This is a genomic window from Arthrobacter ulcerisalmonis (genome assembly GCF_900609065.1).
GTDB lineage: Bacteria > Actinomycetota > Actinomycetes > Actinomycetales > Micrococcaceae > Arthrobacter > Arthrobacter ulcerisalmonis.
In genome coordinates this window covers 346005-364539 of the sequence record NZ_UXAU01000009.1, presented here as the reverse complement: position 1 = coordinate 364539, position 18535 = coordinate 346005, and the positions used below count along the sequence as shown (strand labels likewise).

General features: G+C 64.5%; 19 protein-coding genes and 3 tRNA genes. 9 read left to right on the top strand and 13 right to left on the bottom strand.

Features of this window, described 5'->3' with window-relative positions:
* Positions 1 to 24: 24 nt before the first annotated feature.
* The 9 genes from PSET11_RS02125 to PSET11_RS02085 all read right to left on the bottom strand — a co-directional run bounded on the left by PSET11_RS02125 (position 25) and on the right by PSET11_RS02085 (position 4894).
* Entirely contained in the window at positions 25 to 636 is a 612-nt protein-coding gene (locus PSET11_RS02125) for a hypothetical protein (RefSeq protein WP_124090271.1), read from the bottom strand.
* Positions 633 to 1289 carry a DUF6286 domain-containing protein gene (locus tag PSET11_RS02120; protein WP_203415871.1) on the bottom strand — a complete coding sequence of 219 codons (657 nt, stop codon included), beginning with the start codon at positions 1287 to 1289 and terminating at the stop codon, positions 633 to 635. The genes PSET11_RS02125 and PSET11_RS02120 overlap by 4 nt, the downstream gene beginning before the upstream one ends.
* Entirely contained in the window at positions 1286 to 1657 is a 372-nt protein-coding gene (locus PSET11_RS02115) for a hypothetical protein (RefSeq protein ID WP_124090269.1), read from the bottom strand. Before PSET11_RS02115 ends, PSET11_RS02120 begins: the two co-directional genes overlap by 4 nt.
* Positions 1654 to 1845, bottom strand: coding sequence for a hypothetical protein (locus PSET11_RS02110; protein WP_124090267.1), 192 nt, complete (start codon positions 1843 to 1845; stop codon positions 1654 to 1656). Before PSET11_RS02110 ends, PSET11_RS02115 begins: the two co-directional genes overlap by 4 nt.
* A complete protein-coding gene (locus PSET11_RS02105; protein ID WP_124090265.1) occupies positions 1842 to 2321 on the bottom strand; it encodes an Asp23/Gls24 family envelope stress response protein in 480 nt (159 codons plus the stop codon). Before PSET11_RS02105 ends, PSET11_RS02110 begins: the two co-directional genes overlap by 4 nt.
* A gap of 150 nt (positions 2322 to 2471) precedes the next feature.
* On the bottom strand, positions 2472 to 4337 hold the full coding sequence (locus PSET11_RS02100) for a BCCT family transporter (protein WP_124090263.1): 1866 nt from the start codon (positions 4335 to 4337) through the stop codon (positions 2472 to 2474).
* A gap of 196 nt (positions 4338 to 4533) precedes the next feature.
* Positions 4534 to 4609 (bottom strand) — tRNA-Phe (locus PSET11_RS02095).
* 48 nt (positions 4610 to 4657) lie between these two features.
* Positions 4658 to 4731 (bottom strand) — tRNA-Asp (locus PSET11_RS02090).
* Positions 4732 to 4821: 90 nt separating this feature from the next.
* Positions 4822 to 4894 (bottom strand) — tRNA-Glu (locus PSET11_RS02085).
* Between the two features lie 170 nt (positions 4895 to 5064).
* Here PSET11_RS02085 and PSET11_RS02080 point away from each other — a divergent pair.
* The 4 genes from PSET11_RS02080 (at position 5065) to PSET11_RS02065 (ending at position 8612) form a co-directional block, all read left to right on the top strand.
* Positions 5065 to 6123 (top strand): PHP domain-containing protein, encoded by a 1059-nt coding sequence (locus PSET11_RS02080; protein WP_124090261.1) that lies wholly within the window; start codon positions 5065 to 5067, stop codon positions 6121 to 6123.
* Between the two features lie 112 nt (positions 6124 to 6235).
* Positions 6236 to 7246: a DMT family transporter gene (locus tag PSET11_RS02075; RefSeq protein WP_124090259.1), complete on the top strand. Its 1011-nt coding sequence runs from the start codon at positions 6236 to 6238 to the stop codon at positions 7244 to 7246.
* A 9-nt stretch (positions 7247 to 7255) separates the two neighbouring features.
* Complete coding sequence (locus tag PSET11_RS02070) at positions 7256 to 7681, top strand: metallopeptidase family protein (RefSeq protein ID WP_124090257.1); 426 nt, start codon at positions 7256 to 7258, stop codon at positions 7679 to 7681.
* A 10-nt stretch (positions 7682 to 7691) separates the two neighbouring features.
* Positions 7692 to 8612 carry a cation diffusion facilitator family transporter gene (locus PSET11_RS02065; protein ID WP_124090255.1) on the top strand — a complete coding sequence of 307 codons (921 nt, stop codon included), beginning with the start codon at positions 7692 to 7694 and terminating at the stop codon, positions 8610 to 8612.
* Positions 8613 to 8622: 10 nt separating this feature from the next.
* On the opposite strand, the gene PSET11_RS02060 is transcribed toward PSET11_RS02065, so the two are convergent.
* The gene (locus tag PSET11_RS02060) at positions 8623 to 9660 is read right to left on the bottom strand and encodes a universal stress protein (RefSeq protein ID WP_124090253.1); all 1038 of its coding nucleotides are present in this window, start codon (positions 9658 to 9660) and stop codon (positions 8623 to 8625) included.
* 469 nt (positions 9661 to 10129) lie between these two features.
* On the opposite strand from PSET11_RS02060, the gene PSET11_RS02055 reads away from it, so the two are divergent.
* A complete protein-coding gene (locus PSET11_RS02055; protein WP_124090427.1) occupies positions 10130 to 10783 on the top strand; it encodes an NAD(P)-binding protein in 654 nt (217 codons plus the stop codon).
* A 23-nt stretch (positions 10784 to 10806) separates the two neighbouring features.
* Here PSET11_RS02055 and PSET11_RS02050 read toward each other — a convergent pair whose 3' ends face one another.
* Positions 10807 to 11448: a copper resistance CopC family protein gene (locus PSET11_RS02050; protein ID WP_124090251.1), complete on the bottom strand. Its 642-nt coding sequence runs from the start codon at positions 11446 to 11448 to the stop codon at positions 10807 to 10809.
* 112 nt (positions 11449 to 11560) lie between these two features.
* On the opposite strand from PSET11_RS02050, the gene PSET11_RS02045 reads away from it, so the two are divergent.
* Complete coding sequence (locus tag PSET11_RS02045) at positions 11561 to 13000, top strand: NCS2 family permease (protein WP_124090249.1); 1440 nt, start codon at positions 11561 to 11563, stop codon at positions 12998 to 13000.
* A 10-nt stretch (positions 13001 to 13010) separates the two neighbouring features.
* On the opposite strand, the gene PSET11_RS02040 is transcribed toward PSET11_RS02045, so the two are convergent.
* Both PSET11_RS02040 and PSET11_RS02035 read right to left on the bottom strand, forming a co-directional pair.
* On the bottom strand, positions 13011 to 13679 hold the full coding sequence (locus tag PSET11_RS02040) for a response regulator (RefSeq protein WP_124090246.1): 669 nt from the start codon (positions 13677 to 13679) through the stop codon (positions 13011 to 13013).
* Positions 13676 to 15250: a sensor histidine kinase gene (locus PSET11_RS02035; protein ID WP_124090425.1), complete on the bottom strand. Its 1575-nt coding sequence runs from the start codon at positions 15248 to 15250 to the stop codon at positions 13676 to 13678. Before PSET11_RS02035 ends, PSET11_RS02040 begins: the two co-directional genes overlap by 4 nt.
* Positions 15251 to 15484: 234 nt before the next feature.
* On the opposite strand from PSET11_RS02035, the gene PSET11_RS02030 reads away from it, so the two are divergent.
* From PSET11_RS02030 to PSET11_RS02020, 3 genes are read left to right on the top strand one after another with little or no spacing between them, the layout of a single operon-like run.
* Entirely contained in the window at positions 15485 to 16495 is a 1011-nt protein-coding gene (locus PSET11_RS02030; RefSeq protein ID WP_124090244.1) for a Bug family tripartite tricarboxylate transporter substrate binding protein, read from the top strand.
* Positions 16492 to 16995 carry a tripartite tricarboxylate transporter TctB family protein gene (locus PSET11_RS02025; protein ID WP_124090242.1) on the top strand — a complete coding sequence of 168 codons (504 nt, stop codon included), beginning with the start codon at positions 16492 to 16494 and terminating at the stop codon, positions 16993 to 16995. Before PSET11_RS02030 ends, PSET11_RS02025 begins: the two co-directional genes overlap by 4 nt.
* Positions 16995 to 18527, top strand: a complete 1533-nt coding sequence (locus tag PSET11_RS02020; protein ID WP_124090240.1) for a tripartite tricarboxylate transporter permease — start codon at positions 16995 to 16997, stop codon at positions 18525 to 18527. Before PSET11_RS02025 ends, PSET11_RS02020 begins: the two co-directional genes overlap by 1 nt.
* Positions 18528 to 18535 lie beyond the last annotated feature (8 nt).

Genomic DNA, 18535 nt, shown 5'->3' with positions numbered 1-18535 from the left:
ACGCTGGGGTCCACCCGTATGGCGTCAGCGGACCCTTTCGGCGCGGGCAAAGCGGGCCCTGGCCCCAGCACCGATGTGGATCAGGACTGGCGTTTCCTTGCCCACCACCGAGTCCAACGCTTCAAGGAGTGAAGATACCTCCGCGGCGAGTAGATGCGGCGCGACGCCCTGGCGCGGCAGGAGCTTGACCTTCAGGGCCGGCGTGCCCTTGATGCTGTACGTGGAAATGGTGGCCCCGGCGAGGTCGGGGCGGCCAGCTAGTGCGTGCTTCAAGGCCTGTTCGGCGACGCCCGCGCCGATGCGCACATCCCCTGGGACGTCGCCCGGATCGTAGGCCGAGGCGAGCAGGCTGGACCTGCCCTTACCTTGCTGCGCAACCCACGCCACCATGAGCCCGATCAGGATCAGGAGGACCACCGCGGCCACAATCCAGAGCCAACTTTCGGTGCGGCCCGGGAAACGGGTCTGATTGAAAGCGTTGTTGAGGCCCTGCCAGACGCCGGGGGTATTGGCCTGCCACCAGGCTGCGGCCGCGGGAACTGCAGCCAAGGCGACGAGCGACAGGCCGAGGGCCAGAAGCACCAGACCCAGGAGAATGATCAGGATCCGATTGAGGGCACTGGGTGTACTGTTCACGCGCCGATCACTCCCGCCGGTGTGATGTGGATACGGACTTCTGGGCTGGGTACCAACGCCATCTGGTTCAGCTCGTCCTGGACTGCAGATTGGACGGCATCGTGCGACACCGGAACGCCGGAGGTGGGGCGTAGATTCACCTGGACGTGACGCTGCGACACCACTACCATCACCTGCGCTGGCGTAACGTTCGCGGCCAAGCGGGCGCGGCGGGCCAGGGAGGAGGCGATGACCTCGTCATCCACCACCACTGCGTGATGTGGAGCGGCGTTGCTGGCCAACGTCAGGGAATGCCGGGCGCGTCTTCCGGGAAGGACGCCATTGAAGAAAAAGACCAAGCCAAGCATGGCCACAACAGCACCGATAGCGCCAAGAAGCACTGGCGAGATACCTGCGGGCAACGCAACGATGCGTTCCATCGCTTCCTGCGGATCAATCAACCACGGAGGTTGGCCGATGGCGTGTACTGCCGATTCAAGGAGCCCGTACGCGGCCAGGCAAATGACAAGGACTGCCGCCATAATGGCGATCGTGGCACGGTTTGAGTGCGTTTCGCGGCGCACCACCCTGCGCAGCAGCGGCCCTGCTGATGCCGCGGCTCGCGGGGCCTGCTGTTCGTCCCGTGCGGTCCCGCTGTCCATCGTGCTGGTCATCGAACGCGTTCCCCTTCGCTGATCTTGGCGCCACTGATCCGGATGTCCACCCTGCTCAAGCTCGCGCCGCTGAGTTCGCTGACTGATTCCAGGATGAGCGCCTTGGCCTGCACGGTGCGGTCCCAGATGGAGCCGCTGCTGAGTTCACTGGCGCGCGCAGCCGAGGCAGCGCGCAACGGCGGGACGCTGATGGGTGCCAGGATCGAGAGAGCCAGGAGGCCGTCGTCGTCCGTCCAATCTGCCCGCACCTCTTGGGCATCAACGCCCAGGGCTTGGGCCGCAGCTACTTTGGCGAGGCTGGTCAACGCCTGCGTACTGATGCGGTTGTGGCCGTTGAAGGCCTGATCGGGCGACACGGAGACGCTCATGAGGACGAGCGCCTGCCGGTGAGGGCGTCGAGGACGCCGCGAAGGTCAAGTTTGCCCTCGGCGGCGCGGCCCAGAACAGCGCCAATTGCCATGAAGATCAGCGAGATGAGGAAGCCCCACAGGCCGAATTGAAGAGACATGAACGCTACGAAAGCGCCGACTGCGATGCCAGCCAAGGTGAAATTCATTGCAGGGCCTCCCGATCAGGGGTAGTGGTCTTGGCGGGCGGCGGAACGTAGACGTCCGTGACTTCGATGTTGACCTCGATGACCTGCAACCCCACCAGGTCGGTGATGGCTCCGTACACGGCTGCACGCACCTGATTCGCCAAGGAGTGCAACGGCGAACCGTAGGATGCCACCAGATTGATATCCACGGCCACCTGGGTCTCGCCGACCTCCGCGCGGACCCCGGAGGCATGGTCGGTGCTGCCGACGGCGTCGCGGATGGCGCCCAGCGCTCGCGACGGGGCGGACCCCAGGGAATGGACTCCTGCGACGGACCGTGCGGCAATGCCCGCGACCTTCGCCACGGCCGTTTCGGCGATAACCGTCCTGCCCACGGCCTGCCCCAGCTCAGGTGCCAGGGCAGGGTCGGGGAGGGCAGCAATATCGGTGGTGGCGGCCGCTGGGCTCTGACCTGGCCGCGCGTTCGGGTACTCCATCAGGAACTCCCCCTTCTGTTGCTCTTTACCCTATCGCTAGCCTGCGATGATGTGTCGGATGAGCTGGGGGCCAGGTTTGTTGGAACCCTTCCGCTCCTGAGTCCTTGGGAACGTTCGACGGCGGCGGGCGGCTATGCCAACCGTCGAGGGTCAGCGGCGCCGGCCCGTGTCCGAACCCGTTGAAGAACCGGGGGCAGCTTCCGGTCGAGGGTCCGGTCGGGTTTCACCTGTAGACCCCGGCCCGCCCTGCGGCTCCGATGCGTCACTGAGCTGAGCGTGGACAGCCTCCGCGATCTGGTCCTGGACCCGATCAGCGAGATGCTCCTCGTAGTGTTCCTGCACCGAATCGTGAACAGAGTCCTGCACATGTTCGGTGACGTGTGCCGTCAATTGATCACGGGCGACCTTCCGCTGCCCGCGAAGCAGCGCGGCGTGTTCAAGGTGGAATGCTTTGGCCGTGGCGACACACATCAGGATGATGACCACGCTGAAGGGCACCGCAGTGAGGATGGCTGCCGTTTGAATCGCCTGCAATCCGTCGGCGAGCAGCAACGCGATTGCGGCAGCTGCTGCTGCGAGGGCCCAGAAAATTCGGAGCCAGTTCTTCGGCTCCACATCTCCGCCCGTGGAAATCATGCCCATCACCAGCGCCCCGGAGTCGGCGGAGGTGATGAAGAAGATGGCAATCAGGATGATGGCCCCGATGGTGAGGACAGCACCGCCGGGCAGGTCACCGAGGAGCGAGAAAAGCGCACCTTCCGTGTCCACTGCGCCGTCGACCACCAGCCCGCCCGAGCCAAAGAGTTCCCGGTGAATGGCTGCGCCGCCCAAAACTGCGAACCACAGGAAACCCACCATGGTGGGAACCAGCAGAACGCCGGCCACGAACTGCCGAACCGTGCGTCCCTTCGAGATGCGGGCGATGAAAATCCCCACGAACGGCGCCCAGGAGATCCACCAGCCCCAGTAGAACGTGGTCCAGGCCGCCTGCCAGGCCTCGCCTTCGGCCCCGGAGAATGCCAGAGTATTAAAGGTCAAGCCCACAACGTTCTGCAGGTAGTTACCGATCGATTGCACGAACTCGCGAAGCAGGAACAACGTGGGTCCGGTAAAGAGGACCACCAGAAGCAGTCCGGCGGCCAGCATCAAGTTGATGTTGGACAACCATTTCATTCCCTTTCCCACGCCGGAGACCACGGAGACGATGGTCAGGGTGATGATGCAGAGAATGAGTCCGATCTGCGTCATGGTGGTGGCCTGGACAATGTTTGCGTGGTCCAGGCCAGCCGAGATCTGCAAGACACCTAAGCCCAGCGACGTGGCGACACCGAACAGCGTGCCCACCAGCGCGACCACATCGATCAGGTTGCCCCAACCGCCCGTGACCCGCTTCTTGCCAAGCAGCGGCTCCAGCGTCCAGCGGATGGAAATTGGGCGGCCCTTCCGATGCACGGCATAAGCAATGGACACGCCCACCACCACGTAGATGGCCCAGGCGTGCAGGCCCCAGTGGAGGTACGTCTGCGTCAGTGCCTGCTGTGCCAAGGCGAAGGGGGAACCCTCGACGCCGGGTCGAGGCGAGGCGAAGTGGTTCAGTGGCTCTGCGACGCCGAAGAAGACCAGGCCAATGCCCATTCCGGCAGCGAACAGCAGAGCGAACCACGACATGACGGAGAACTCAGGTTCGTCCTCGTCTTTACCCAGTTTGATGTCGCCGTAGCGGCTCAGCCCAATCCAGAGTGCGAACGCGACGAACAGGGCAATGGCAGCAACGTAATACCAGCCGAACCATTTAATGACGTTGGTCTGAATGGCCCCAAAGGCATCGGTGGCCGTGCTCGGGAAAATCGTGGCGAACAGGACAAAAATCAGGATGACGGCCGCGGCGGGCCAAAAAACCCAGGGGGCAAGTTTTGAGCCGCCGTTCCCCGGCGGCGCATGCCCCGGTTCTCCCGCTTTCGGGGGTTGGTCCTCGTTCGGTTGGCTGATGGTCCGTGTGCCTGGTGTGGCGGACATTCCCAGTTTCTCCTTAGGCGCTATGCAACGCTCAGTCTGCTTTCTATGGTCAAGGTGCAGCCTTGGAGTCTACGGAAACGGCAAGGGCATTGTCGTGCCCAAGCGGCGCAAAGCTGACAACGATGCCGGATCGCAACGTTCAGAAGGGGTGTGTTAAGCAGAAAAGCACCAGTTCGTGTGAACTGATGCTTCCCAGTGGTGGCTCCGACCGGCGTCGATCCGGTGACCTTTCGATTTTCAGTCGAACGCTCTACCAACTGAGCTACAGAGCCTTGGTGACTAGTCACCATGACAGCTGAAACTGCTTTCAACTATCAGAGCGACCCTGACGGGACTTGAACCCGCGACCTCCGCCGTGACAGGGCGGCGCGCTAACCAACTGCGCTACAGGGCCTTGATTTCTTGCTTCAGCAGTATCGCTACTGCTTTTTTCAAGGCTTCTAGCTTACCAGACAATTTCTGCCTGCCAGACCAGTTCCTTGCGTACCCCCAACGGGATTCGAACCCGTGCCGCCGCCGTGAAAGGGCGGTGTCCTAGGCCGCTAGACGATGGGGGCCAGAACCCGTTCGGCACAAATAAAAAAGGCTTCAAGCCGTCAGGCTCTCCATCTTTCCCGTCTGCATTAGCTCCGAACTGGACTCTAAAACTATAGGGCCTACCTGGGAATAAACCAAAATCGAGCACATCCTGCCCCAGAAAGCTTCCGGGCGGACCAAGATGGTGAGTATGGACGCCGTTGCAGCCCTCGACGAAATCGCCTTCTGGTTGGAGCGCAGCCGCGCCGCCACCTTCAAGGTTCAGGCCTTCCGGAAAGCGGCCGGCGTCATCAGGGTGCTGGCGCCGGACGAGCTCGCTGCCCGGGCCCGGACGGGACGACTCAAGTCGATGAAGGGCATCGGCGACCGAACCCACCAAGTGATCCAGGAAGCGCTGGCCGGGCAGGTCCCCGACTACCTGGCGGACCTCCGCGACAAAGGTGCAGCCCCGCTGACCACCGGCGGACACGAATTGGCAGCCAAGCTCCGCGGCGACCTGCACAGCCACAGCGATTGGTCTGACGGCGGCTCCCCCATCGATCTCATGCTGGGGGCCGCCACCATCTTGGGCCGGGAGTACCAGGCGCTCACCGACCACTCCCCCAACCTCACCATTGCCAACGGCCTTACCGCAGAACGCCTGACCGAGCAGCTGGACATCGTGGCAGCCTTGAACGCGCCCGCGGGCAAGGACGGGACGCACGACGGCGGCCCGACCGTCACGAGGCTGCTTTCTGGAATCGAGGTGGACATCCTCGAAACCGGCGAGCTGGACCAGTCGCCGGAGCTCCTGGACCGGCTCGATATTGTGGTGGCGAGCGTGCATTCAAAGCTCCGGGCAGATTCAGTCACCATGACGAAGCGGATGCTGGGCGGTATCCGCAATCCGCACACGAATATCCTGGGCCACTGCACCGGGCGCCTGGTGGAGGGGTCCCGTGGCACCCGACCGCCGTCGGATTTCGACGCCAAGGCGGTATTTGGTGCCTGCGCCGAAAGCAACGTCGCTGTGGAGATCAACTCGCGGCCCGAACGGCAAGACCCGCCGGATGCGCTGATCCAGCTCGCCCTGGACGCCGGCTGCCTGTTTTCGATCGACAGCGACGCCCACGCACCCGGCCAGTTGGACTTCCTCCAGTACGGTGCGGAGCGCGCGACGAAAAATGGGGTCCCGGCGGAACGCATCATCACCACTTGGCCACTGGACCAGCTTCTGGACTGGGCAGCGAGCTCGAAAAGCCAAGGGTGAGGACTGCCACGGCCTGACCGCGCAGGACAGTGGCCCTGCGGAATCCCAGCCACCTCCTAAGCCGACCGATTTCCGCCAGCCTCCAAGCGGCCGGCACCGCTAGATTTACCTCATGCCCCGAACCGGTCCCCACTCCAGCACCTCACCACGCGCCCACCGCGCCCTGTCCATAACCCCGGCGGGCGACGCCAACACGCAGCGCGTACCAGCCCTGGGCATCGCAGCGATGGTCATCACCGTGGTGCTTTGGGCCTCCGCCTTCGTGGGAATCCGCGCGATTGGGCCGCACTTTTCCCCCGGATCACTGACGTTGGGCAGGCTGTCCGTGGCCGCCGTCGTTCTGGGAGTCGTGGTGATCCCGCACTTGCTCCGGAGCCGATCGCTCCCTCGCGGCCGGGAATGGCTGCCCATCCTGGCCTACGGGATCATGTGGTTTGGCGGCTACAACATCGCCCTCAACGCCGCGGAACACATCCTGGATGCCGGCACCAGCGCTCTCCTGATCAACGTCAACCCGATCCTGATCGCCATCATGGCAGGCGTCATCCTCAAGGAAGGCTTCCCACGGTGGCTCCTGATCGGCAGCACCATCGCCTTCGCCGGGGTGGCAGTGATCGCCTTCGGATCAGCCCAGCCGGCGCAATCAGGGGATGGTACGACGCCGGACGCGGTAGGAGTGTTGCTCTGCCTCCTCGCCGCAGTCCTCGCCGCCGTCAGCGTCATCATCCAGAAGCCGGTCCTGCGAAAGATTCCGGCAGCGGAAGCGACGTGGTTTGGCATCCTGGTGGGCGCGGTGTGCTGCCTTCCCTTCGCCGGCCAATTGGGCGCCGAAGTGGCCGCTGCGCCACCGGAAGCTACCTGGGGGCTGGTGTACCTGGGCGTCTTTCCCACGGCGATCGCCTTCACCACCTGGGCGTATGCGCTCTCCCTCATTGATGCCGGCAAGCTCGCCGCCACAACGTACCTGGTGCCCGGAACCACCGTGCTGATCTCCTGGGTCCTGCTCGGCGAAATTCCCACCCTTTGGGGTCTGGTGGGCGGCGTGATCTGCCTGGTCGGCGTGGGACTGACCAGGCGCAAGGTGAGGCGCAGGACACAGCCAGCGGAGGCCTCCGGGCGCTAAAGTCTTGGTATGCATGCCGCCCTGCCGCCTGGCCTTCCGATCATTCCCGACGGTACCCACCCTTCTGGCTTCGCCATGCCTGCAGACCAGTTTGAAGCGGCCGTCCAGGAAGCATTGGGCAGCATCCCGCCGAAGCTGGCCCGCGCCATGGATAACGTGGCGATCTTCATCGAGGACAAGTACGTTCCTACTCCGGGTGAGGATCCAGACACGGTCCTCCTTGGCCTCTACGAAGGCGTGCCCCTGACGGAACGGGATTCCTGGTGGGACGCCGGCTCGCTGCCAGACCGGATCACCATCTACCGCGAGTCCATCCTGGAGATTTGCGCATCCCGCGAGGACGTCATCTACGAAGTGGCCGTCACCGTGGTCCATGAAGTGGCACACCACTTTGGGATCTCTGATGACCGGCTGCATGAACTGGGCTGGGGATAGGAACTTGGGCATGGGACACGATCACGACCACTCACACGGCATCACAGCCACCGGACGGCACCGCAAACGGCTGGTCATCGTTCTGGCGATCACCCTCTCGGTGGTGGTCATCCAGATGGTGGGCGCGCTCCTTTCGGGCTCACTCGCCCTGCTCGCCGACGCCGGACACATGCTCTCGGACGCTGCCGGCGTCACCATCGCGCTGCTGGCGGCCTGGATCGCCAACCGGCCCGCCAACGATCAACGAACCTACGGCTACCAACGCGCCGAAGTGCTGGCAGCCCTGGCCAACGCGCTGATCCTGATCGTCATCTCCGTGATCATCTTCACCGAGGCCATCCGTCGCATCGGGTCCACCCCAGAGGTCCAGACGGACATCATGCTCTTCGCCGCCATCATCGGCGCCGTCGCCAACCTGGTCTCCCTGATGATCCTGCGCGGCGCCCAGGAAGAGAGCCTGAACGTGCGCGGCGCCTACCTGGAAGTCCTGGGCGACCTGCTGGGCTCGATCGCGGTGATTGTGGCCGCCGTCGTGATCATGCTGACCGGCTTCGCCGCCGCCGACACCATCGCCTCGGTTCTGATCGCACTGATGATCCTGCCCCGGGCCTGGAGCCTCCTGCGGGATGTGGTGGACGTGTTGCTGGAGGCTACCCCCAAGGGCGTCAATGTGCAGATGATCCGCGAGCACATCCTGTCCGTGGAGGGCGTGAGCGATGTCCACGACATCCACATCTGGACCATCACCTCCGGCGTGCCCGTGTTTTCTGCCCACGTGGTGGTGGAGGATGGTGTTTTGAACGCGCGCGGCGCAGACCAGATCTTGGACAAACTGGTGACCTGCCTCGGCTCACATTTCGACACCGAGCACTGCACGTTCCAGTTGGAACCGGCCAGCCACTCAGAGCACGAGTCACACCAGCACGCGTAGTCCAGCCAGGTCAGGCGGCGCCAAGGATGGGACCGAACTTGTCCCGATCTGCCAGGCGCGCATCGTCACGATCGGGCACCACCATGACGGGCCCCTTCGAGTGGTGCAGCACGCCGTCAGAGGTTGAGCCCAACAACATTCCGGCAAAACCGCCCCGGCCCCGGGTGCCCACCACCACCAACTCCACGTGCCGGCTTTCAGCGACCAGGACTTCCACGGCGGACCCGTCCACAAGCTTCGATTCGGCAGGCAGGTTGGGGTAGTGGCTGCGCAGCCAGTCCATCCCGGCGTCGAGCGTCACCTGGATGTCCGCGGCGAGGGCCTTCCGGTCCAGCGGTGCGGGTACCCACGCCAACGATCCGCTGAACTGGGGAATGGCGCACACGATCCGCAGGGTTGCGCCAAGCCGGGTGGCCTGGTCTGCAGCTTCCAGGACGGCGACGCGCGCCTGCTCTGAGCCGTCAACACCCACCACCACGACGTTTTCCACTGCCTGATGGGCGGACTTTGCCTGTTCGGCCTTGATCCTGCGGTCCTCCGTGGGCTCCCCCAACCGGTCGGAACACACCAGCGGCACAGTCACTGTTGGGCACTTGGCGTGGGCGGGAAGCGCACTGCTGACCGAGCCCAACAACCGGCCCACGAAGCCGCCGCGGCCCCGGGTGCCAAACACCAACAGCTCTGCCGATTCGGAAAGTTCTAGGAGCACGCCCGATGCATCGCCGTTTTCCACGGTGGCGGTGAACTCAATGTCATAGCCGGAAATCTTGTCCCTGGCCTGCTGCAGGATGGTCTCGGCGCCCTCGCGGACCACCGAATCGTCAATGGTGGCATACCCGCCGTCGAGCCCTGAGGCCGCAAAAATCGGCACCGAGTATGCCGAGACGATGTGCAGCGGCCGGTTGCGGCGCTTAGCCTCCCTCGCCGCCCAAACCAGGGCACAGTGGCCGTGCTCGGAACCGTCCACCCCCACAACAATTCCTTGTGGACTGGCCGGAGCAAAGCCGTCCGCACCAACCGGTTCCGGCTGCAACTCGTGTGCTCCCATGGGGCCCGCCTCCTCGCAATACTGCCTGATGTTCCGGCTATTCTGCCAGAGTGCGGACCGTTCCTGAGAACACCCTGATAAGTCACCGGGTATCCCAGCGCCAACCTGCCCGCACTGTCCACTATTCTCTGTCGCCGCGGGCATGGCAAGCCTGTTCAGGACCGTAATGGAGACGTTATCCACAGCCCAGAAGCCTGCCCTGGCGCCCCGTCCTACGCTGCGGGCAGAATGTATCTGCGACGGGGTATCCAGCACCCCATTTGTTCGGTAGTCTTCAGCACATTGTTAGTCCGGAGAATCTGCCGTGAACCACTGGTGAGGCAGCCGGACTAATACTGCGGCCAAAACTTCGGGGAAGGCGTGGCGCACGTCGGCAAGGTTGTCGGCACCGACATCAAGATCCTGAGGAAGGAAATCCGTTGTGACAAGCCTGCCCCTGGCTGCCGGGACCATTGCTCCCGGAGCAGAGATGGAAAAGCCCCAGCCTTCCGCGCCGGCCGCAGTTGGCCCTCTGACTGAACAGACAACGGCAGTCATCATCGGCACCGGCCTGTCCGGCCTGGCAGTAGCCGCCGAACTGCGACGCCGCGGGGTTGAGTCGATCGTGGTGGACAGCCTCGATGTGCTGGGCGCCGCCCTGCCTGTGGTCACAGCGGCCCTGCAGCGCTGCGAAGCCGCCGATTCTGCCGTCATGCAGGAACGTAACGAGATCATCAGGCACCTCCGCCACTACACGGCCAGCCGCCACGTAGACGTGCGCAATAGCACCCGTGCCACCCAGGTCACCAAGGTGGACCAGACGCCGGCTCTCCCAGGAACGGCGCACTGGGAAGTCCAGACCCCCACCGGCATCTTGGTCGCAGACCACCTGGTTTTGACCCGCTGCGCCCAAGGTCAGCTCCGGAGCATGCTCACCGAATTCGGCATCGCCATGGGCCGCAACCTCGCCGCCGCCATGCAGGCCATCGGCATGTACCTGGTGGGCGTGGGCGAACTCATCACACCAACTCCCCGGGACGTCCTTCGCCAGGCCAAGACAGTCGGCCAGGCCATTGCCGGGAAGGTCAACCCCCTCGGCACCACCTTCCCCACAACAGGCGGGCTGGCCATCCTGCCCGCCTGAACGCGGGACTCTGTGGGTTAGCGCTACTTCCCGGTGTCGTTGCTGCCCGTATCGTCGGCATCACGGTCGCCAGCTGAGAGCCGACGCCGGGCCAAGACGCCCAGCGCGATGAGCAGGCCCACTGCCACCACCGCAAAAATCACCAGGCTCCACTGGAATGGCGGGGCAGCGCTGACCGCGTTGTCCGGAGCGGCTGTGGTTCCGGGCTGGGCGGTGCCCATCCCGGGCGCGGCGGGCGCCGTCGTCGTACCCTCAGTTCCGGAACCTGCCGAAGGGGCAGAACCCGCGGTGGCGGTGAAACTGAACGTTCCCTCGATGGGGTGTGAATCGGAGCTGACCACGCGCCATGACACCACGTACTCCCCGGCCGGACCACCCGCCCTGACCCGCTGCGACGCCACATTGTCGACGATCTCCACAGGGCCCTCTGCCCATTCAGTGCCGCTCGCGTCCTTGACCGAAAATGCCGGCCCAACGCCCAGCGGCTTGTTGTTGAACGTCACGGACACCATGTCCGGAACCGAGGCAACCACTGTCCCCTGGGCGGGAGTGCTGGACTCGGCAGCATCGTGCGCTGCGGCCGGACCGGCAACGCCCAAAACCGCGGCAGTGGAGACGACGACGCCGAGGAGAACGCTCAGCATCAGGTGACGGATGGATCGCATGCGGGCACTGCTCCTTGTGTTGGCTTCCTTACAGACTAGGTGAAAGGAGGGCTGGGCCGGGCGCCGCGGCCATAAGATGCAGGTATCCCCACAGACTTCCCCCGGAGGACCAATGCTCAAGCAAGGCTCTGCCCTGGACCGGTATTTCAAGATCACCGAACGCGGCTCCAATCTCTCACGCGAAATCCGGGGCGGCTTCGCCACCTTCTTCGCGATGAGCTACATCGTGGTCTTGAACCCACTTATCCTGTCCGGCGCCGACTCCAACGGCACCACGCTGGGCTTCACTGCCGTCGCCGCCGTCACCGCGTTCGTGGCTGGCATCCTGACCATCCTGATGGGCGCCTGGGCCAAGCACCCCTTCGCACTCGCCACGGGTCTGGGCGTCAACGCGTTCGTGGCCGTCACGGTGTCCACCAACCCGGGCCTGACTTGGCCCGACATGATGGGCCTCGTGGTGCTCTCCGGCGTCACCATGCTGATCCTGGTCCTCACCGGCTTCCGGACCGCTGTTTTCAAGGCCGTTCCGGACGGACTCAAAACTGCGATCGTGGTGGGCATCGGGCTCTTCATCGCCCTCATCGGCTTGGTCAACGCCGGCTTCGTCCGGCGGATTCCGGACGTTGCCGGCACCACGGTCCCGGTGGGACTGGGCTTTGACGGCAAGCTCCTGGGGTGGCCCACTGCGGTGTTCGTCTTTGGGCTGATCCTGACCATCGGCCTGGTGGTGCGCAAGGTCAAGGGCGCCATCCTGATCGGCATCATCACCTCCACGGTGATCTCAGTGATCCTGGAAATGACACTGCACATCGGTCCCAGCTTCGACGGCAAGACGGCCAACCCGCAAGGCTGGTCCCTGGTGGCTCCGACCTTCAGCGGCTGGGCGGCCCCGGACCTGTCCCTGATCGGCAAGGCCAACCCGTTCGGCGCCTTTGAACACCTGGGCTTCGTCGCCGCCACGCTCCTGGCCTTTGTGATCCTGCTGAGCATCTTCTTCGACGCCATGGGCACCATGGTGGGCCTAGCCAACGAGGCCGGCACGGTGGATGAGAACGGCAACATTCCCGACGTCGACCGCGTCCTCCAGGTGGATGCCCTCGGTGCCATTGTGGGCGGCGGCGCGTCCGTCTCCTCCAACCAGATCTTCGTCGAGGCGGGTGCCGGAATTGGCGAAGGCGCCCGCACTGGGTTCGCGTCAATCATCACCGGATTGCTGTTCTTGGTGGCCATGTTCTTCACGCCGCTGATCAACCTGGTCCCGTTCGAGGCCGTGGCGCCCGCCCTGGTGGTGGTGGGCTTCATGATGGTCTCGCAGGTTGGCAAGATCGACTGGCAGGACTGGGGCATTGCCATCCCCGCGTTCCTGACCTTCACGCTGATGCCGTTCACCTACTCGATCGCCAACGGCCTTGGCGCCGGCTTCATCGCCTTTGTCCTGATCCGGACGTTCCAGGGCAGGATCAAGGAAATCCACCCGCTGATGTGGGCCGTGGCAGCAGCCTTCCTGCTGTTCTTCGCCGTGGGACCCATCGAGGCCGCACTCGGAATGTAGTGGCAGGTGGTCAGTGCCCGGCTAGGACGTAGCGTCGCTCCGGCCGGCCAACGCCGTACTTGAGCCGGACATCCAGGGTACCTACGTCATGCAGGTACTCCAGGTAGCGCCTGGCACTGACCCGTGATGTCCCCAACTGCTCTGCCAGTTCACCGGCAGAAAAGTCGCCGGCCGCCGCATGGAGCGCCGCTTCCACGAGTTTCAGCGTCTCCACACTGCAGCCTTTGGGAAGCGGCCGCTCACTGTGATCCAGGCCGAAAACCCTGTTCACGTCCGCCTGCTCCGCCACATCCTTTGCCGAATCAAGCCCGTGATACGCGTTCCGGTAGTGCTCCAGCCGTTCCTGCAGATCCGCCTGCGAAAACGGCTTGATCAGGTAGTGCACAATGCCGCCGCGGAGTGCCCTGCGAACGGTCTCCACTTCCCGGGCCGCGCTGATGACCAGCACGTCGAGCTCCGGTGCCACATCCCGCAGCCGCTGCATGAGGTCCAGGCCGTTGATGTCCGGGAGGTGGATGTCCAGGAGGACCAGATCGGGTTGCAGCCGCTGCGTCTCGAGCACCGCCTGCGCCCCGGTATGGGCCGCTCCCACCACGGCAAATCCAGCCGTCCGTTGGATGAAACCAGCATGGACCTTGGCCACCATGAAGTCGTCGTCGACAATCAGGACCTTGATCATTCCCCTGCACCTCTCTGGAAGCGCGCAGTAAACACTGCGCCGTCATGATTGGACACCGTCAGATCGCCACCTGACCTGCGGCAAAGCACCCGAGACAGGGCAAGGCCGAAGCCACGGCCGCCGTCCTGGCGGTGGTCTTTAGTGCTGAACCCCTGCCGAAAAATCTCTTCCCGGCCCTCCGCCGGAACGCCCGGCCCGTTGTCGCTGACAGTCACGGTGACCGCTGCGGCGTCCTCCGCCACCAGGACCCGAACCTCTGCCTCCGCGATCCCGGCGAGCGCATCCAGGGCGTTGTCCACCAGGTTTCCGGCCACCGTGGCCAGGTCCCGGGACAGCTCCTCATCCACCGTGCCCAGCGACGATTCGGCGTCGAGCTGCAGAGCGACCCCCCGTTCCGCAGCCAGGCTGGACTTGGCGATCAGCAGCGCTGCAAGAGCGGGATCATGGATGCGGTCGGTCACCTCGTCGGTGAGCCTGGTCCGGTCCACCGTGGCCCCATTGACGAACTGCACCACGGAATCGTACTCGCCGATCTGGATGAGGCCCGAAATGACGTGCAGCTGGTTGGCGAACTCGTGGGCCTGCGCCCGCAGCGTGTCCGTAGCGGTGCGCGTGGTGCCAAGTTCGCGCTCCAGTGAGGACAGCTCGGTCCGGTCACGCAACGTGGTCACGGAACCGATCTCTTTCCCGCGGGCGCGGATGGGCACCCGGTTCAAGACCACCAGCCGCTCCCCCACCAGCACCAGCTGGTCAGCCTCAGCCTGCTCCCTGGTCAGGACCACCTTCAGGGCAGGATCAACAGAAAGAGAAGCAAGCCGCCGGCCCACGCAGTCTTCCGGTAGTCCCAGCAATTCCCGTGCGCTGTCGTTGGCCACCGTCACCCGCTCATTGGGATCCAGCGCCACTACGCCTTCCTTGAGCCCATGCAGCATGGCCTCACGGTTCTCAACGAGTCCGGTGATTTCGCTGGGCTCCATCCCCAGAGTTTGCCGCTTGACCCGGCGCGACAGCAGCAGGGAGCCGGCCACACCCAAGACACTGGCCACTCCCAGGTAGGTCAACAGGTTGGGCACAGCGTCACCCAGCCGTTCCAGGACCGTGGGGTAATTCCTGCTGATCGACGCGACGCCGATCAGGGTGCCCTCTTCGCTGAGGACCGGAACGTGGGCGGAGAGAACATCAGGCCCGTCCCCGGCAACCACCCCGGTCCACGCCCTGCCCTCCAGGACACGGCTCTGGCCCAGATCAAGTTTCCGTGCCAGCAGTCCGGGATCGGAGGTCGCCACCACTGTCAGGTCCAGCTTGGCCAGCGCCACCTGGGCAGACCCGGAAACGGTCCGCACCGATTCGGCAACAGCCGTCAGGGCTGCGCCCGCCCGCGGTTCCGCGTCCGGGAGGAGCTCCCGCACCGCGGGGTTGTTACCCAAAGCCTCAGCGGCTGAAAGTGCCCGCCGACCTTCGGTCCGTTCAAAGGTAGCGGCGGACTGCGCCAGCGAAATGGCCACCACGCCCACCAATACCGCCAGCACAATGAGCAGCTGCAACAGCAGGTACTGTCCAGCAAGGGACATTCCTCTTCGTCGAGTCACGCTGATGGATCCTTCAGTGGGGGTGGCCCCAGACACCGCCGGGGTACCGGAACTATATCGCAGGCCGGAACCCCCTGGGCCGCCGGTTGAACCCCGGAACCGTGACCACAATGTACTTAACTTTCTCTGCGTACATAAGAGTGACCCGGGTCACGGCCGGTCCTAGCATCGGAGCACCAGTCAGTAACGCTGAAAAGTTTTCATGAGAGGAACACCATGCGCCAGATCCGCGCATTGCGAATTGCCGCCGTCGCCGCCGGCATCGCCCTGATGGCCACCGGCTGCGGTGCCACCGGCAAGAGCTCCACCGGAACAGACGGCACCGGCGCCGCCGCCGGCCCCATCACCGGCCTCCAAATCTTGGTCCCCAACACCCCCGGTGGCGGGTACGACACAACCGCCCGCGCCGCTGCGAAGGTGCTGGACGACGAGAAAATCACCACCAACACCGAAGTCTTCAACCTTGCCGGTGCCGGCGGCACGGTGGGCCTTGCCCGCGTCGTCAACGAAAAGGGCAACGGTGACCTCGCCATGCTGATGGGCCTGGGCGTGGTGGGCGCAAGCTACACCAACAAGTCCGAGTCCAAGTTGACCGCCACCACCCCGCTGGCCCGGCTGATCGAAGAGCCCGGCGCCATCATGGTCAGCAAGGACTCCCCCTACAAGACCATTGACGACCTGGTCACCGCCTGGAAGGCGAACCCGGGTTCCATCTCCGTAGGCGGCGGCTCCTCACCGGGCGGACCGGACCACCTGCTGCCGATGCAACTGGCCGGCGCTGTGGGAATTGACGCCACCAAGGTCAACTTCGTCTCCTACGACGGCGGCGGCGACCTGCTCCCCGCAATCCTCGGCAACAAGCTGGGCTTCGCAGCCTCAGGTGCAGGCGAATATCTGCAGCAGATCGAATCCGGCGAAGTACGCGTCCTTGCCACCAGTGGCGCCGAGCGGCTCGACGGCGTCGACGCCCCCACCCTGAAGGAATCCAACATCGACCTAGTCTTCACCAACTGGCGCGGCGTGGTGGCTCCTCCCGGAATCACGGACGCACAGAAGGCTTCCCTTATCGCGGCCCTGGAGAAGATGCACGGCACCGACGCCTGGAAGCAGGCACTCAAGACGCACAGCTGGTCTGACGCCTTCATCACCGGAGACGAATTCACGACCTTCCTCACCGAGCAGGACAAGCGGGTGGCTGATGTCCTGACCAAGCTTGGCTTGACGTGAGTTCACTGGCCACCCGCCTCAAAGGCCGCTCCGAGCTGGGGGTTGCACTCCTGCTCGGAGCGGCTGGGGTGATCGTCTTCCTCGACGCCAGTCGCCTGGCCATCACGTACTCCCGCACCGATCCGGTAGGGCCGAAAACACTTCCTTACCTTGTGGCCGGCCTCCTGGTGGTCTGCGCCGTATTCCTGGCCATCGACGTGCTGCGCGGTGGCAAGGGAGAGGCCGAAGGCGGCGAGGACGTCGACCTGGAGCACCCCGCCGACTGGAAAACAGTCATCCCCCTGGCGGGTGCTTTCATCCTTAATATCCTGCTTATCGATTGGGCTGGCTGGGTCATTTCCGGAACCATCCTTTTCTGGGGCAGCGCCTGGGCCTTGGGCAGCAGGCATTACCTCCGTGATGGCCTCATCGCCCTTGCACTGTCGGTGCTGACTTTCTACGGCTTCTACCTTGGCCTCGGCATATTACTGCCCGCGGGCCTTCTGGAAGGGGTCCTGTAATGGACGTCTGGTCCTCACTCATGGACGGTTTCGCCACCGCCCTGACCCCCATGAATTTTCTCTATGCCGTGATCGGCGTCATCCTGGGCACGGCCGTCGGCGTCCTGCCTGGACTGGGACCGGCCATGACCGTTGCCCTGCTGCTTCCCGTAACCCAGGTCCTCGAACCCACCAGTGCGTTCATCATGTTCGCGGGCATCTACTACGGCGGCATGTACGGCGGCTCCACCACCTCGATCCTCCTCAACACCCCCGGGGAATCCTCGTCCGTGGTGACAGCCATTGAAGGCAACAAAATGGCCAAGGCGGGCAGGGCAGCCCAAGCACTCGCGACGGCGGCCATCGGCTCGTTCGTCGCCGGCACCATCGGCACCGCCCTCCTCGCAGTCTGCGCACCGGTGGTGGTCAAGTTCGCCGTCAGCCTCGGCGCACCCAGCTACTTCGCCATCATGGTCCTGGCCCTGCTGGCCGTTACTGCCGTCTTGGGTTCCTCCAGGCTGCGTGGCTTCTCCGCCCTTGGCCTTGGCTTGGCCATCGGCCTGGTGGGCATGAGTTCCGGCCAGGCCCGGCTCACCTTCGGGATTCCCCTGCTGGCCGACGGCCTGGACATCGTGGTGGTTGCTGTAGCCATCTTCGCCGTTGGCGAGGCTCTCTGGGTGGCAGCCCATCTGCGCCGCACCCCTGCCCAGGCCATCCCTGTCGGCGCGCCCTGGATGGGCAAGAAGGACTGGCAACGGTCATGGAAGCCCTGGCTCCGTGGCACGGCGTTCGGCTTTCCCTTCGGCGCACTCCCTGCCGGTGGCGCTGAAATTCCTACCTTCCTCTCCTACGTCACGGAGAAGCGGCTCACCAAGTACCCCGAAGAGTTTGGCAAGGGTGCCATCGAGGGCGTCGCCGGACCGGAAGCTGCAAACAACGCTGCTGCTGCCGGCACCTTGACCCCCATGCTGGCCCTGGGCCTGCCCACCAACGCCACCGCAGCGGTGATGCTGGCGGCCTTCACCGGCTACGGCATCCAGCCGGGCCCGCAGCTGTTCGCCACCCAAGGCCCCCTGGTATGGGCCTTGATTGCCAGCCTCTTCATCGGCAACCTGCTGCTGTTGGTCATCAACCTGCCGCTGGCTCCGCTGTGGGCCAAGCTGCTGCAGATTCCCCGCCCGTACCTCTACGCCGGCATCCTGTTCTTCGCCACCCTGGGCGCCTACTCGGTGAACCTGCAGGCGTTCGACCTGGTGCTGCTGCTGGTGTTTGGCGCCCTCGGGTTCATGATGCGCAGGTTTGGCCTCCCCGTCCTGCCGTTGATCCTCGGCGTGATCCTGGGCCCACGGCTCGAGGACCAGCTCCGCAAGTCGCTCCAACTCTCCAGCGGCGATCCGGCCGGCCTGTTCAGTGAGCCGATCGCCGTCGTCGTCTACATCATCGTGGCGATCGTCCTGCTCTGGCCCCTGCTGTTCAAGCTGATCCGGGGCAACCGACCCGCCAAAAAGCCACTGCTTCCCGCCAATTCCGGCGCGGCCGACTACAGCGACTGACCCTTTAC

What these genes read in the sequence shown, in the direction of transcription:
- PSET11_RS02120 (WP_203415871.1), bottom strand. Translation starts at nt 1,289, where the DNA reads ATGACCAGCACGATGGACAGCGGGACCGCACGGGACGAACAGCAGGCC.
- PSET11_RS02115 (WP_124090269.1), bottom strand. Translation starts at nt 1,657, where the DNA reads ATGAGCGTCTCCGTGTCGCCCGATCAGGCCTTCAACGGCCACAACCGC.
- PSET11_RS02110 (WP_124090267.1), bottom strand. Translation starts at nt 1,845, where the DNA reads ATGAATTTCACCTTGGCTGGCATCGCAGTCGGCGCTTTCGTAGCGTTC.
- PSET11_RS02105 (WP_124090265.1), bottom strand. Translation starts at nt 2,321, where the DNA reads ATGGAGTACCCGAACGCGCGGCCAGGTCAGAGCCCAGCGGCCGCCACC.
- PSET11_RS02100 (WP_124090263.1), bottom strand. Translation starts at nt 4,337, where the DNA reads ATGTCCGCCACACCAGGCACACGGACCATCAGCCAACCGAACGAGGAC.
- PSET11_RS02080 (WP_124090261.1), top strand. Translation starts at nt 5,065, where the DNA reads ATGGACGCCGTTGCAGCCCTCGACGAAATCGCCTTCTGGTTGGAGCGC.
- PSET11_RS02075 (WP_124090259.1), top strand. Translation starts at nt 6,236, where the DNA reads ATGCCCCGAACCGGTCCCCACTCCAGCACCTCACCACGCGCCCACCGC.
- PSET11_RS02070 (WP_124090257.1), top strand. Translation starts at nt 7,256, where the DNA reads ATGCATGCCGCCCTGCCGCCTGGCCTTCCGATCATTCCCGACGGTACC.
- PSET11_RS02065 (WP_124090255.1), top strand. Translation starts at nt 7,692, where the DNA reads ATGGGACACGATCACGACCACTCACACGGCATCACAGCCACCGGACGG.
- PSET11_RS02060 (WP_124090253.1), bottom strand. Translation starts at nt 9,660, where the DNA reads ATGGGAGCACACGAGTTGCAGCCGGAACCGGTTGGTGCGGACGGCTTT.
- PSET11_RS02055 (WP_124090427.1), top strand. Translation starts at nt 10,130, where the DNA reads ATGGAAAAGCCCCAGCCTTCCGCGCCGGCCGCAGTTGGCCCTCTGACT.
- PSET11_RS02050 (WP_124090251.1), bottom strand. Translation starts at nt 11,448, where the DNA reads ATGCGATCCATCCGTCACCTGATGCTGAGCGTTCTCCTCGGCGTCGTC.
- PSET11_RS02045 (WP_124090249.1), top strand. Translation starts at nt 11,561, where the DNA reads ATGCTCAAGCAAGGCTCTGCCCTGGACCGGTATTTCAAGATCACCGAA.
- PSET11_RS02040 (WP_124090246.1), bottom strand. Translation starts at nt 13,679, where the DNA reads ATGATCAAGGTCCTGATTGTCGACGACGACTTCATGGTGGCCAAGGTC.
- PSET11_RS02035 (WP_124090425.1), bottom strand. Translation starts at nt 15,250, where the DNA reads ATGTCCCTTGCTGGACAGTACCTGCTGTTGCAGCTGCTCATTGTGCTG.
- PSET11_RS02030 (WP_124090244.1), top strand. Translation starts at nt 15,485, where the DNA reads ATGCGCCAGATCCGCGCATTGCGAATTGCCGCCGTCGCCGCCGGCATC.
- PSET11_RS02020 (WP_124090240.1), top strand. Translation starts at nt 16,995, where the DNA reads ATGGACGTCTGGTCCTCACTCATGGACGGTTTCGCCACCGCCCTGACC.